The 14621-nt window shown below is 57.8% G+C and carries 11 protein-coding genes; 1 reads left to right on the forward strand and 10 read right to left on the reverse strand.

The genetic code is table 11. The features are described 5' to 3' along the window. Window positions 1-22 precede the first annotated feature (22 nt). The 3 genes from ftsA to G6L28_RS09455 are packed head-to-tail and all read right to left on the reverse strand — an operon-like array spanning window position 23 to window position 3197. On the reverse strand, window positions 23-1357 hold the full coding sequence (gene ftsA / locus G6L28_RS09445; RefSeq protein WP_174063509.1) for a cell division protein FtsA: 1335 nt from the start codon (window positions 1355-1357) through the stop codon (window positions 23-25). Continuing rightward, window positions 1354-2283, reverse strand: a complete 930-nt coding sequence (locus G6L28_RS09450; RefSeq protein ID WP_174063510.1) for a cell division protein FtsQ/DivIB — start codon at window positions 2281-2283, stop codon at window positions 1354-1356. The genes ftsA and G6L28_RS09450 overlap by 4 nt, the downstream gene beginning before the upstream one ends. Next, the gene (locus G6L28_RS09455; RefSeq protein WP_174063511.1) at window positions 2271-3197 is read right to left on the reverse strand and encodes a D-alanine--D-alanine ligase; all 927 of its coding nucleotides are present in this window, start codon (window positions 3195-3197) and stop codon (window positions 2271-2273) included. Before G6L28_RS09455 ends, G6L28_RS09450 begins: the two co-directional genes overlap by 13 nt. A gap of 551 nt (window positions 3198-3748) precedes the next feature. On the opposite strand from G6L28_RS09455, the gene G6L28_RS09460 reads away from it, so the two are divergent. After that, window positions 3749-5053 carry an MFS transporter gene (locus G6L28_RS09460; protein ID WP_174063512.1) on the forward strand — a complete coding sequence of 435 codons (1305 nt, stop codon included), beginning with the start codon at window positions 3749-3751 and terminating at the stop codon, window positions 5051-5053. Window positions 5054-5141: 88 nt separating this feature from the next. On the opposite strand, the gene G6L28_RS09465 is transcribed toward G6L28_RS09460, so the two are convergent. The 7 genes from G6L28_RS09465 to mraY form a co-directional block, all read right to left on the reverse strand. Beyond that, entirely contained in the window at window positions 5142-7124 is a 1983-nt protein-coding gene (locus tag G6L28_RS09465) for a glycosyltransferase family 2 protein (RefSeq protein ID WP_174063513.1), read from the reverse strand. A 284-nt stretch (window positions 7125-7408) separates the two neighbouring features. Beyond that, window positions 7409-8374 (reverse strand): UDP-N-acetylmuramate dehydrogenase, encoded by a 966-nt coding sequence (murB, locus tag G6L28_RS09470; RefSeq protein WP_174063514.1) that lies wholly within the window; start codon window positions 8372-8374, stop codon window positions 7409-7411. After that, window positions 8371-9786 carry a UDP-N-acetylmuramate--L-alanine ligase gene (murC, locus tag G6L28_RS09475; RefSeq protein ID WP_174063515.1) on the reverse strand — a complete coding sequence of 472 codons (1416 nt, stop codon included), beginning with the start codon at window positions 9784-9786 and terminating at the stop codon, window positions 8371-8373. Before murC ends, murB begins: the two co-directional genes overlap by 4 nt. Then, complete coding sequence (murG, locus tag G6L28_RS09480; protein ID WP_174063516.1) at window positions 9783-10919, reverse strand: undecaprenyldiphospho-muramoylpentapeptide beta-N-acetylglucosaminyltransferase; 1137 nt, start codon at window positions 10917-10919, stop codon at window positions 9783-9785. Before murG ends, murC begins: the two co-directional genes overlap by 4 nt. 6 nt (window positions 10920-10925) lie before the next feature. Continuing rightward, entirely contained in the window at window positions 10926-12080 is a 1155-nt protein-coding gene (ftsW, locus tag G6L28_RS09485) for a putative lipid II flippase FtsW (RefSeq protein WP_174063517.1), read from the reverse strand. A 4-nt stretch (window positions 12081-12084) separates the two neighbouring features. After that, window positions 12085-13494: a UDP-N-acetylmuramoyl-L-alanine--D-glutamate ligase gene (murD, locus tag G6L28_RS09490; RefSeq protein ID WP_174063518.1), complete on the reverse strand. Its 1410-nt coding sequence runs from the start codon at window positions 13492-13494 to the stop codon at window positions 12085-12087. A 3-nt stretch (window positions 13495-13497) separates the two neighbouring features. After that, window positions 13498-14598, reverse strand: a complete 1101-nt coding sequence (gene mraY, locus G6L28_RS09495) for a phospho-N-acetylmuramoyl-pentapeptide-transferase (protein WP_174063519.1) — start codon at window positions 14596-14598, stop codon at window positions 13498-13500. Window positions 14599-14621: the final 23 nt, after the last annotated feature.

Below are 14621 nucleotides of genomic sequence, written 5' to 3' on the forward strand. Positions count from 1 at the left end.
CCGAAAAAACGCCGGAAAAGGATTAGAAACTTTCTTTCAGCCACTGCCCCACACGGGCGATACGCCCGTTGCCCATTCCAAACGGCGAGAACATGCCACCCTGCGCCGCGTGAATTTCGATGTCTGCGATCTGCGGATAGATCATCAGTCCGCAAGCCGTTGAAAAGGCCGGGCCCTTGGCCGCAACCGGCAAACCTGCAACGCCCATCGGACGCCCGATGCGCACATTGCGAGCCAGAATTTTCCGGGCCGTTTCCGGCAGGCCGGTCAGCTGGCTTGCGCCGCCCGTCAAAACCACGCGCTTGCCGACGATCGGGCTGAAACCGGACTTCTGAATGCGGTCGCGGATCAGTTCCAGCGTTTCCTCGATGCGGGCGCGAATGATACGGCTGACCAGCGCCTTCGAGACCTGCGATGGCTGGTCGCGATCGTCTTCGCCGATAGGCGGGACGGCGATCATTTCGCGGTCGTCGACACCACCATTAGCGAGCGACGATCCATGCACGACCTTCAGCCGCTCAGCATCTTCGATGCGGGTGGACAAACCACGGGCAAGGTCAGTCGTTACGTGATGACCGCCAAGGCCGATGGCGTCCGTGTGAACCAGCCGACCTTCGGCAAAGACCGAAATCGTCGTCGTACCGCCGCCCATGTCGATAGCCGCGCAGCCGAGTTCGACTTCATCATCCACCAGCGCTGCAAGGCCGCTGGCATAAGGTGTCGCAACAATGCCCTCGACCGAGAGGTGAGCGCGGTTGATGCAGAGTTCCAGATTCTTCAGCGCCGTGCGTTCCGCCGTCACCACATGCATGTCCACGCCCAGAAGGTCGCCATACATCGACAGTGGATCGCGAATGCCGCGCTCACCATCCAGTGAATAGCCGGTGGGTAGCGAATGCAGAATGGCGCGGTCCTGACGCAAAGACTGTTGGCTGGCAGCAACCAGCACCTTGCGAAGATCGCCCGCTTCGACTTCCTGTCCGCCGAGATCGATGCTCGCGGTGTAAATGTCGCTTGCCAGACGGCCAGCGGAGACGTTCACGATCAAACTATCGACCGTCAAACCCGCCATCCGCTCTGCTGCATCCACGGCCAGACGGATAACGCCTTCCAGCGCATCGAGATCGGCGATAACGCCCGACTTCACACCGCGCGAGCGCTGGTGACCAATGCCGATGACATCAACCTTGTGCGTGCGGCCGGGCAGAACTTCACTCTCCTGGCGCGGCGTCAGACGACCGATCATGCAGACGACCTTGGTCGAACCGATATCGAGAACCGACACGACATGGCTGCGCTTGGAGGGCAGCGGCTTCAAGCGCGGGAGGCCGAGATGGGAAGAACCAAACAAGCTCATGTGCTCTTCTCCGCCTTCTTGATGGCCTCGCTGCGTGCATCCACGGCAGCCTGACGACGCTCTGCGGCGCCTTCAGTCAACTGAACCGTAGTGCGGTCGGGCAGACGTAGATCGACAGCCGCGACATCACGCGACAGAATCTTCTGTTCCAGATCGAGACGCGCCAGAAGCTGTAGAGCCTTCGGCACGTTTTCCTCAGGCAGCTTGACGACGATCCCGTTGTCCAGATGCAGATCCCAGCGGCGACCGGCAACGCGAACATAAGCGCGAACGCGGCTGCGGATTTCCGGCCAGTCAGCCAGTTCGCCAACGAAACCGGCAGCGCCGGTTTCCGCGTCACGGCCTACGAACAGCGGCAGTTCTGCATATTTGTTGTCGCGCAGCGGCGCGATGACGCTGCCGCTCTTTTCGATCAGCGAAAGCTCCGAGCCATGCTGCCAGATGCCGAATGCCTGACGCTCCTTGAGGCGAACGTCGATGGTCTTCGGATAGACCTTGCGGATATCGACATCTTCGACCCACGGCAGATCTGCAAGCTTTTTGCGGGCAGCATTCACATCAAGAGCGATGAGCGAGGTCGCGCCGTCGAGACCGAGAAGCTGGAAGACTTCGATTTCCGAGGTCTGTAAATTACCGGAAACCTTCACATCCTCGACCGCAAAGCCGGCCGCCGATGTCGTCGCCTGCGCAACCACCTCCGTATGGCCGCCAAGCGACATGCCATAGAGGCCGACAGCCGAGAAGAAGACGAGCGTCGAGACCGTGCCGGTATAGGCAGGAATATGAACGCGGCCCGTCGCCAGACTAACGCAGAAACGGAATGCGCGGCGCAACGGGCGCGGCAGAACGATCCGGTCATCGGCACCTGCCGACGCGAATTCATCGCGCTTTCTAGCTGTCGATTTTTTGCCCTTTACCGCAAGCACGAAGCGTCCTCCACCATCCAACGGACAAGCTCACCAAACGAGCAACCCTGATGGGCCGCCATTTCGGGCACGAGGGAGGTTGGCGTCATGCCCGGCTGGGTGTTGATTTCCAGCCAGATAATCTCGCCATCTTCTGAGAAACGGTCGTCGTAACGGAAGTCCGAACGGCTTACGCCACGGCAGCCAATCACCTGATGCGCCATAACGGCCAATGATTGGATTTTTTGGTAAATTTTCGGTGAAATTTCCGCCGGGATGACGTGCTTTGAGCCACCTTTGGCGTATTTCGCATCGTAATCATAGAAATTGTGACCGAGCGGCACCACCTCGGTAACGCCCAAGGCTTCGCCGTTCATGACGCCGCAGGTCAGCTCGCGACCATGAATATAGCGCTCCACCATCACCGCATCGCCGTAACGCCAGTCGGCAGATCCGAGAATTTGAGGCGGATGCGATTGATCTTCCTTGACGATCACGACGCCGAAGCTCGAACCTTCGCGGACCGGCTTCACCACATAGGGCGGCTCCAGCGGATGCTGGTTGCCGATATCGTGACGGTTCATAAGCTTTTCGGCAGCGACGGGAATGCCGCTCGCGGCAGCGATTTTCTTCGACTGCGACTTGTTCATTGCCAGCGAGGACGCGGCAACACCGGAATGCGTATAGGGAATTTCGAGATATTCCAGAATGCCCTGGATCGTACCGTCTTCGCCGAAAGGGCCGTGGAGCGCATTAAAAGCGACATCGGGACGCAGATCGACCAGCGTGGACGCGATGTTGCGATCCACATCCACGCGCGTAACCTTATAGCCCTCGCCTTCCAGCGCGGATGCGCAAGCCTCTCCCGACGAGAGGCTGACCGGCCGCTCCGAAGAAAACCCACCCATAAGAACAGCTACGTGTTTGCCGCCCATGAAAAACCTCTGACACTCAAAACCTTAGGGCGTGACCATCGAAACCAGAGTGGCTCGCGATTCTCTCACCCGACCGTGCCAAACACTTAAGCGTCATTAAGGTTAATGAAGTGTTTACTTTCGTTAACCGAAACGTCCGCTGAAGCGATTTTTGTTAAAGAATCACATCAGGCACGAATTCCTTCCTTAGAATCAGAGCGTTGCGACCAATGCAAGATTCAGAATTTCAACCTATGGCAAATAAATCCATTGCGCGCCCATTCGGAATCAACATCGAAAGCAAGGGCGATTCGTTAAGATTCGGCGTTTTTCCCCAGCCAATTTGGGACTGATAGCGACGCTCAACACGGCCCGCCTCATATGCCATCACGCGTGAAATAGATCAGCCTCGGCATGGCGAGCCGCAAACCCTCAAACGTAAAACTCCACAACATCCATAAGTTTTTTGAAAAATATTGCGTCTCAACCGTTTCAAAGGATCGAAAATTGCGTTAACGCAACGTCAGCCCGACAAAGGGTCATAAGTCTTACTTAACAATGGAACGATTACCATGTCCGACGCGATATCCCGTGTATCGCCGACAGCTGACAAACCGAACGATGTAAAGACAAATTCGCCTGCACGAGTTCTTACTGCCAGCCTGGTCGGCACGACCATCGAATTCTTCGATTTTTACGTTTATGCGACTGCCGCTGTGCTCGTGTTTCCGACGCTGTTCTTCCCGAATAGCGATCCGATGACGGCGCTGCTTGCATCCTTCGCTACCTTCTCCATCGCCTTTTTCGCCCGCCCGCTCGGCGCTCTGGTGTTCGGCCATTATGGAGACCGCGTAGGCCGCAAGACGACGCTGGTTGCGGCTCTTTTGACGATGGGTATCTCCACCGTCGTGATCGGCCTTCTGCCCTCCTACGAAACAGCTGGCGTTCTCGCACCTCTGCTGCTGGCGCTTTGCCGTTTCGGCCAGGGCTTCGGTCTTGGTGGCGAATGGGGCGGTGCCGTTCTTCTGGCAACGGAAAATGCGCCTCCCGGCAAGCGGAACTTTTACGCCATGTTCCCGCAGCTCGGCGCACCTGTCGGCCTGTTCCTGTCTTCGGGCATCTTCTGGCTGCTTCTGCACGTCATGTCGAATGAAGCGCTGATTTCCTGGGGCTGGCGCATTCCGTTCATCGCCTCGATCCTGCTGATCGGTGTTGGTCTTTGGGTTCGTCTATCGATCACGGAAACACCCGACTTCCAGAAAGCCATCGAAAAGCATGAGCGCGTTGCTGTTCCTGCCAAGGAAATCTTCACCAAGTACAAGCGCAGCCTGTTCCTCGGAACATTCGTCGCGCTCGTCACCTTCGTGCTGTTCTATATCGGTACGGCCTGGCTGCTGTCCTACAACGTCAAGGTTTTGAAAATCCCGTTCCTCGACGCTCTGGAAATCCAGATCCTCAGCGCCGTCGTCTTCGGTATCTTCATCCCGCTGACCGGCATCGTGGGCGATAAGGTAGGCCGTCGCCTGTCTCTCATCGTTATCACGGTCCTGATCGCAGCCTTCTCGTTCCTGCTCCCGGTTCTTCTGACCGGCGGTGAAGCAGGCGTCGCGGTCTTCGCGGCCAGCTCCATGGCGCTGATGGGCATGACCTATGCGCTGATCGGTGCCGCACTTGCCGCGCCGTTCCCGACGAGCGTCCGCTATACCGGCGCATCGCTGACCTTCAACTTCGCAGGCATCGTCGGCGCGTCATTGGCACCCTATATCGCCACATGGCTCCAGACCAATTACGGCATGGCAGCCGTCGGTTATTACCTCGGCATTGCCGCAGTCATCACGCTGGTCTGCATCCTTGCTTCCGGAAAAGACGAAGTGTAAAACATATAAAAGGGGCGACGCAGCCACGTCGCCCCTATTGACTCAAGAACAGAGATAATTCCTGCAGACTATCGCATGCAGATGCCTCTTAGACCTCATCAGCGACTTTCACGTGGACCGATGTGTCGAAATCGGTCCGGCGATGCAGATTACGGGCAGTGGCCGATGGCAGACGCAAGGCGCGATCGTCTCGAAAATACTCTTGGCCAGTTCGGCGTGCAAGAAGTGCCATGATCGGCGCAGCTGTAAAGGTGAGGAGCGGATTGACGAGCGCAAAGGCAGACACAGCAGTATCGAGCCAGGGATTAAATTGCGCTGTGTAGGCAACGATACCGATGATTGGCAGCAGCGATGCGGCTAGCATCAGTTCGGTAGAGGCTCCGCTGAGTGCCGACGCCACCGTGTGATGAGACGAAAACTTGGGCGTCCGCTGCCACTTCATCTCCTTGCCAAGCGCAGCGCTGATGGCCGCTACTCCGCGTACATGGCCAAGAGCCAATCCCGCAAACCATGCAGCGAAGATATTTCCAAGTTTTTTACAGCCACATATCCGGTACTCTGTAACAGTGCGGATTACGCCGTATCCTATCAGCAAACCGAAACAAATATATACGAGAGGCGGCAGTTGCAGACTGGGTATGACACCCAGCCAAACACAAACCGGGTAGATAAGCGCAAAAACAATATTGGAAACAAGTCTGTAGGTAATTCCCAGAGCCGCCAGCGAGCGGTAGATCTCGTAGCATTTCCCCCATGCCGTCAAATTGTTCGAACCACCCATACGAGTGGGCAAAAACAAACGCCAATGGCGACGCAATTGCTGCATAGGCCCGGCGGTCCAGCGAAAGCGCTGCTTTTTCCAGTCGCTGAAATTGTCGGGCATTAGGCCTCTGCCATAGCTATAGGGCAGGAAGATGCCGCCATAACCCTCGGCGCGAATTCTGATTGCAATTTCGGAATCCTCGGTCTGACACCATTCTGCCCAGCGCCCTGCTCTTTCGACCGCGGCCTTGCTCAGCACGCACATCGTTCCCACAGTAAAAGATGCACCCATCTCGCTTGCACTGGGATGTTCAAGGCGGGTCGGCGGCATGTAATCCCAATAGCAGGCACGATTGAAGAACGTCGCGTCATTGCAGCGATAATCATGCGAGGTTTGAACGAAGCCAAATCCTGGATCATCAAAAAAGGGCACGAGATGAGATAGAAATCCAGCTTCGCACAAATAGTCCGCGTCCATGATCGCAATCAACTCTGCGGATGGGTCGGTTCGGTCCAGGCAGTAGTTGAGAGCACCAGCCTTGGCACCGGTAAGACCTTCGACATGAAAGAAGCGGAACCGTTCTATGCCAAGTGCGCTGTTGAGCTTTTGACAATGTGCCTCGACTGGCTTCCACAGAGCCGGGTCCATTGTGTTGTTGTCGCACACCAGAACTTCGAAATTATCATAATCGATAGCGGCTATATGATCGAGTGTCTCAATGACTATGTGAGGAGGCTCGGCATGAACGGGAACGTGGACCGAGACACGCTTATGACCGACGCCTGAGAAATGGGGTGAGTTTGGTTGAAACCACTGTTTCCTGGTGAGAAGACCAAAAGTGCCGACCTCGATAAAGGCAACGACCATCATCCAGATAGCGGACAGCAGACTAAGGGTGACCAGAGCGAGAATGAGGGATGAAGGATATTCCTGCGCGCTCAGCCAATCATAACCCCAGGCAAAGCTAGACATACTGTACAGAGGCGCGGCGATCACAAAATTCAACCCCGCTGCACTCAGATGCGGCAACAACGTTGCTATGACGACCGACAGAATAACGACGATCAAAAATACCGGAATTAGAGCCTCGATCGCGACGAACAAAGCAGATGCGCTTGCCGCCATGACTGCAAGAATATGCACCTGAATAAAGTCATACCTGGATGTCCAGCGCACGCGATAGGCATCGGCGGTCGAGATGAGACCCCATACCCCGCCCAGAAAGATAAACCAACATGAGAATGAAAAAGATGCCAGCGTGACGTCAGCAGCATTCGCAAGCCAGCCCTCGATAAAATAAAGACTCATAACAATTCCTGATTATAAAACGAAATCCAAAAAACCTAAGAGGGTAATGTGAATTGAAATAACCTTTAATTGCAAGATTGCAATAGGCAACTTTTAAGAGTGTCACCTTGCGTTGCATTGAGGCTTTTCGTCGCGATTTGGGCGACGATGAGCTCACATAGAAAAACCCACTGCCGTCGACAGTGGGTTCGCTGTTGAAACGAATGTGATTCAAAAAGCGTAAGAGCGACTTGCCGCTAAAAAGAGGGCGGCGGATACCGCGCGCACCTTACGCTTGCCTTTTCCTACTTGCCCATAAAGGGCTCGACTTCCCGGCCTGGCATGAACAGCCCAAGGCGCTTGATTTCCCATTCCAGCCGGATGCCCGACTGTTCGAAGACACGCTTGCGCACCGCTTCGCCCAGATACTCCAGATCGTAGCCGGTAGCATGGCCGGTGTTGATCATGAAGTTGCAGTGCAGCGAGGACATCTGCGCGCCGCCGATAACCATGCCTCGGCCACCTGCCTCATCGATCAGTTCCCAGGCCGAATGGCCCTCGGGGTTTTTGAAGGTAGAGCCGCCCGTCTGTTCGCGGATTGGCTGAACCGTCTCGCGGTGATGGCGCACGGCATCCATGTCGGCACGGATCTTGGCACGATCTTCAGGGTAACCTTCAAACAGCGCGCCAATGAAGATCAGGCCCTTGTCGGCACCCGAATGGCGGTAGCTGTACTGCATGTCGGCGTTGGACAGTGTGTGCTGGTTGCCCTGACGGTCCACCGCATAAACCTCGACAACACGCTCACGCGTCTCGCCGCCATTGGCGCCCGCATTCATGCGCAGCGCACCGCCGATGGAGCCGGGAATGCCGTAATAGAAATGGAAACCACCTATGCCATTATCCATGGCCATGGCGGCTATGTGTTTGTCGGGGCAGATCGCACCGGCCTTGATGCGGTTTTCACCGGCGAGCTCCACCTGGCCAAAGCCCTTGGCGGACAGGCGCACGACGACGCCCGGAATGCCGCCATCACGAACCAGCAGGTTGGAACCGACGCCAACGACCGTCAGCGGAACATCTTCCGGCAGGAGCTTGAGGAAGGTGATGAGATCGTCCGTATCGTGGGGCTGGAACATCAGTTCCGCAAGACCACCGGCTCTGAACCACGTTACGCGATCCATTGGCGAATCCGGCGTCACACGTCCTCTGAGTTCCTTTACTCCGTCGCCGAGCCTTTCCAGCAACTTTACCCCATCCACCTGTCTCATGCAGACTTTCCTGAAATGCTATCCAATTCCAAAGGCAGCGCCGCCGCCCATTGTGTAATATTACCTGCGCCCAGCAGCACCACGAAATCGCCCGGACTTGCAATCTCAGCAACAGTCCGCGCCAGATCGTCGCGCGAGGCGAGATGACGCGCGTCCCGATGTCCCGCCGCTTTTGCAGCCGATACGAGTGCTTCGGAATTCACGCCCTCGATCGCATCTTCACCCGCCGCATAAACCGGAGCAAGAAGAATCGTGTCGGCATCATTGAAACAATGTGCGAAATCTTCGAACAGGCTGGAAAGACGTGAGTAACGATGTGGCTGGTGGACGGCGATAATGCGGCCCTTGCACGCCTCGCGCGCAGCCTTCAGAACCGCTTTGATCTCCACGGGATGGTGTCCGTAATCGTCAAAGACCTGAACACCGTTGCTTTCGCCCGTCAGCGTGAAGCGTCGCTTGACCCCACCGAAGGACGCAAGGCCCTTCTTGATGTCTTCCACCGAGATGCCAAGACGATTGGCAACAGCGATTGCCGCAGTCGCATTCGATACGTTGTGGCGACCCGGCATCGGCAGCACGAGGTCGGTAAAAGTAAACACCTTGCCGGTACGGCGGCGGCGAATTTCGACGTCGAAGATGGACTTGGTGCCATCGATACGTACATTCGAAAAACGCACGTCGGCCTGCGGGTTTTCGCCATAGGTGATGACCTTGCGGTCCTCGATCTTGCCAACAAGCGTCTGCACTTCGGGATGATCGATGCACAGCACGCCGAAACCGTAAAACGGCACGTTCTCCACGAACTGGCGGAAAGCGGCGCGCACGGCATCGAAATTGCCGTAATGATCCAGATGCTCCGGGTCGATATTGGTGATGACGGCCACATCGGCGGGCAGCTTCAGGAAGGTGCCGTCGGACTCGTCGGCCTCTACCACCATCCACTCGCCCTCACCCATGCGCGCATTGGTGCCGTAAGCGTTGATGATGCCGCCATTGATGACGGTCGGGTCGAGATTGCCCGCTTCAAGAAGCGTCGCGACCATCGATGTGGTCGTGGTCTTGCCATGCGTGCCGCCGATGGCAATCGCATTGCGGAAGCGCATCAATTCGGCCAGCATCTCGGCACGCCGCACGATCGGCAGGTGCTTCTCACGCGCGGCCATAAGCTCGGGATTGTTTTTCTTGATCGCGGTCGAAACCACCACTACCTCGGCATCGCCCAGGTTCTCGGCGGCCTGCCCGACGAAAACCTCGATGCCCTTGTCCCGCAGACGCTGCACATTGGCGCTATCTGCCTGGTCGGAACCCTGCACGCGGTGGCCGAGATTGTGCAGCACTTCGGCAATGCCGCTCATGCCAATGCCGCCAATTCCGATGAAATGGACGAGACCGATGGCTTTCGGCATCTTCATGGATGCACTCCTTCATTCTTAGATTTGAATTGCTGAACTGTCTTGCCAGCGGCAATCGCCTCCACCAGATCGGCCAGACGCTGCGCCGCATCCGGCTTGCCGGTGGCTTTCGCAGCCGCCGCCGTTTGGGCAAGTCGGTCCGGCTCATTGAGCGCACTGCTCAGCAGCGATGACAGTTTCTTCGGCGAAAGCTCCGCCTGCTTGATGACGCTCGCACCGCCAGCCGCCGAAAGTGCCGCCGCATTCGCTGCCTGATCGTGGTCCAGCGCATGTGGATAGGGCACCAGCACCGAAGGGCGACCGATAACCGAAAGCTCGGATACCGTGGAAGCACCGGAACGGCTGATCACCAGATCGGCTCCTGCGATGCGCTCGGCCATATCCCCAAAGAAAGGCGATACATCCGCCTGCACGCCAAGCTTCTTGTAGGATTCGATCACGCTGTCCTTGTCTTCCGGGCGCGCCTGTTGCGTCACCGTCAACCGGCTGCGCACATCATTGGGCAGAAGGCAGATCGCGGCTGGAACAGCCGCGGAGAAGAACTGCGCGCCCTGACTTCCACCGAAAACGACGAGCTGAAACGGTTCGCCCGCATTCGACGGCGTGTAGGCGATATCGGCAGCAGCCAGCACGGCGGGGCGCACCGGGTTGCCAGTCGTCACCGTCTTTGCGGCATATTCGCCCTTGTTCTCCGGCAAAAAGCCACCAGCAATCGCCTTCACGCGCTTTGCCAGCGCCTTGTTGGCGCGGCCCATGACGGCATTCTGCTCATGGATGATCGAAGGCACACCAAGTCCGGTCGAAGCCAGAAGTGGCGGCACGGTGGGATACCCGCCGAAACCGACGACCGCTACGGGCTTCAGCTTTGTCATCAGGCGGCGGGCGGAGCGAAGCCCGGTCCACAGCTTCAGCAGCGATTTCGCAACGTTGATCGGGTTCTTTGAGCCAATGGTGGCAGATGGCACGACATAGATTTCATCCGCCGGAAACTTGCCCGCATAGCGTTCGGCACGGCTGTCGGTCACCAGATGCACGGAATAGCCGCGCCCCTTCAGCTCGTAAGCCAGCGCCTCTGCTGGAAAAACATGGCCGCCGGTTCCCCCGGCGGCAAGCAAAACGATACCCTTGCTCATTACTCTTTACTCCGCAGGAAGACCCGCGCCAACGCGGAAGAAGCTGCGCTCCTGCGCACGCTTTTCAGGTCTGTGTCGTGTCAGTGCCAGCAGGAAGCCAGCGGTCACGCATATCGCCATCATGGATGAACCGCCATAGGAAATCAGCGGCAGCGTCATGCCCTTGGCAGGCATAAGCTCCAGATTAACGCCGATGTTGATCATCGACTGCATGCCGATCTGAAGCACCAGACCCGCAACGGCGAAGCGGACGAAATCGTCCTTTTCCTTGAAGGCGTGGCTCAGGCCCCGCAGCACGATGAAACCGAAGATCGCGACCAGCAGCATGCAAAACAGAATGCCGAATTCTTCCGCCGCAACGGAGAAGATAAAGTCGGTGTGGCTATCGGGGATGATACGCTTGACGATACCCTCGCCCGGTCCCTGACCAAACCAGTCGCCGCGAATGATTGCTTCACGCGCCGTATCCACCTGGAACGTATCGCCCTCACCCGTCCAGAACCGGTCGATACGTCCGGCAACATGCGGCAACATCAGATAGGCTGTGATAATGCCGCCAACGCCGAGACCACCGAGCATGATGATCCACAGCCAAGGAATACCCGCCATGAAGAACATGCCGCCCCAGACGACGGAGGTCAGAATGGTCTGCCCGAAGTCCGGCTGCGCGATGAGCAGTGCAGCAACGATACCGAATGTGATGATGGCAAACAGATTGCCCGGAATTTCCGGGTGACGCGCGCGTTCCGCAAACAGCCATGCGCAGACGATGACGAAGGCAGGCTTCATGAATTCGGACGGCTGGATGGAGAACGAACCGATGGAAATCCAGCGGCGCGCACCCTTCACTTCGATGCCGAAGAACAGCGCGAAGATCATCATCAGCAATGCTGCGATGAGCATGATGACGGCGACGCGGCGCACCTGTCGCGGCGAAAGGAACGAGAGACCGATCATGATCGCCAGCGAAGGCACCATGAACATTGCCTGACGCTCGACGAAGAAGAAGCTGTTGAGGCCGATGCGCTCAGCAACGGCGGGCGACGCTGCAAAGGACAGCATCAGCCCGATGCCCATCAAAGCGATGAACGCAGCCAGAAAGAACCGGTCGATTGTCCAGAACCATTCCGCGACTGGACCGCGGTCGATACGGCTTACCATTTCATCAGCCCTCCTTGTGCGGCTCCACCAACATCGTCACGCCGTCAAGCGCCGCGACGTGCGAAACGAACGAATCACCACGTATTTCAAAATTCTTATATTGATCGAAGCTTGCGCAAGCCGGTGATAACATCACCACATTGCCCGCAGCGCCATCCGCGTCGGCATCCCGTGCCGCGTGCTGCACCGCCTTGTCCAGCGTGCCGGAGATCTCGTAAGGCACCGCCTCGCCCAGCGTCGCGGCAAAATCCGCCGCCGCCTCGCCAATCAGATAGGCCTTGGCAACACGCGAAAACAGCGGCGAAAGACTGCCGATGCCGCCTGCCTTGGGCAAGCCACCGGCAATCCAGTAGATCCGCTCGTAGCTGGAAAGCGCCGGTGCCGCCGCATCCGCATTGGTCGCCTTGCTGTCATTGACGAAGGTCACATTGCCGCGCCGCCCGACAGGCTGCATGCGGTGTTTGAGACCGGGGAAGGATTTGAGCCCTGCCCTCACCTCGTCTTCGGAAACACCAACCGCAAGGCACGCCGCAATGGCCGCTGCCGCGTTCTGCGCATTATGGCTACCGCGCAGCGTCTGAATTCCATCGAGATCGACCAGAAGCGAAGACGTGCCGCCTTCAGCCTGCATGACGCGGCTACCCTCGGCGTAAAGCCCATCAGCCACTACATTGCGCTTGGAAATGCGCAGCACCTTCACGCCTGCCCGCTCGATGCGGTCTGCAATCACCGTGCAGTAGCTGTCATCGACGCCAACGACGGCCGTGTCGCTGCCCGCAACGAGGCGCTCCTTCACATCAGCGTAATGCTGCATGGTGCCGTGACGGTCGAGATGATCGGGCGTCAGGTTCAGCAGAATACCCGCAGTCGGGTTCAGCGTCGGCGCAAGGTCGATCTGGTAGGACGAGCATTCGACCACGTAGAAACGCTGCGCCTTCGGCGGTTCGAGGCTCAAAACAGCCGTACCGATATTGCCGCCAAGCTGCGTATCGCGGCCCGATGATTTGAGAATATGCGCAATCAGCGCCGTGGTGGTGGACTTTCCGTTGGTACCGGTAATGGCGATGAACGGGCAATCGGGCGCATGGGCCCGGCGCTCGCGCACGAAAAGCTCGACGTCACCGATGATCTCCACGCCCGCCGCTCGCGCCAGATCGACGGACCAGTGCGGCTTGGGATGCGTCAGCGGTACGCCGGGGGCCAGCACGAAGGCGGCAAGCTTCGACCAGTCGATGCTGCGAAGATCGGCGGTAGGAATGCCCTCGCTTTGCGCCTTGGCAACGCTGTCCGGGTTGTCGTCGAAAGCCACCACATCCGCGCGACCGGCAACCAGCGCCCGCGCGGTTACGAGACCGGAACCGCCGAGCCCGAACAGTGCTACTTTTTTACCGGCAAATGAGGTGACGGGGATCATCGCTTACCTCAGCTTCAGCGTGGCAAGGCCAAGCAACGCGAGGCCAACCGAGATGATCCAGAAGCGGATGACGACCTGACTTTCCGTCCAGCCCTTCTTTTCGAAATGGTGGTGGATCGGTGCCATCAGGAACACGCGGCGTCCGGTGCGCTTGAACCAGAACACCTGGATGATGACCGAGAGTGTTTCCATGACGAACAAGCCGCCGACGATGACCATGACGATTTCGTGCTTCACGGCAACGGCAATCGACCCGATCAGGCCGCCGAGCGCCAGCGAACCGGTATCGCCCATAAAGATGGCGGCGGGTGGCGCGTTGAACCAAAGGAAGCCAAGACCGGCACCGATAACGGCACCCACGATCACAGCAAGCTCGCCCGTCCCAGGCACGAAATTGATCTGCAGGTAGTTGGCGAAGATGGCATTGCCGACGAGGTAGGAAATCACGCCGAAGGTAGCTGCGGCAATCATCACCGGCACGATGGCCAGACCGTCGAGACCATCCGTCAGGTTCACGGCATTGCCCGCACCGACGATGACGAAGGCACCGAACAGAATGAAGAAATAGCCGAGATTGATCACGAAGTCCTTGAAGAACGGAAAGGCGATGGAACTGCCAAGCGTCCCGCCATGCGGGGCGGTCGCCAGTGCAATCTGCATCATGAAAAACACGGCAATTGCGGCGATGAAGAACTCTATGCCGAGACGCGCTTTACCGGAAAAGCCCTTGTCGCTCTGCTTCGTCACCTTCAGATAGTCGTCGTAAAAGCCGATTGCGCCGAAACCCAGCGTCACCATCAGGGTCGCGACCACATAGACGTTGGAAAGATCGGCCCACAGCAGCGATCCGCCGAGAATGCCCGCAAGGATCATCAGCCCGCCCATGGTGGGCGTACCGGCCTTCTTGAAGTGCGTCTGCGGACCATCGGCACGGATCGGCTGGCCTTTGCCTTGGCGAATGCGAAGCGAATTGATGATTGCCGGACCGAACAGGAAGACGATGAGGGCAGACGTGAAAAACGCAGCGCCAGCCCGGAACGTGATGTACCTGAACAGATTGAAGACTTGAACTTTGTCCGACAGTTCAACGAGCCAGATCAGCATGTTTGCCCTTTCACAAGGCTTTC

This window comes from Agrobacterium larrymoorei (assembly GCF_013322225.1).
GTDB classification, from domain to species: domain Bacteria; phylum Pseudomonadota; class Alphaproteobacteria; order Rhizobiales; family Rhizobiaceae; genus Agrobacterium; species Agrobacterium larrymoorei_A.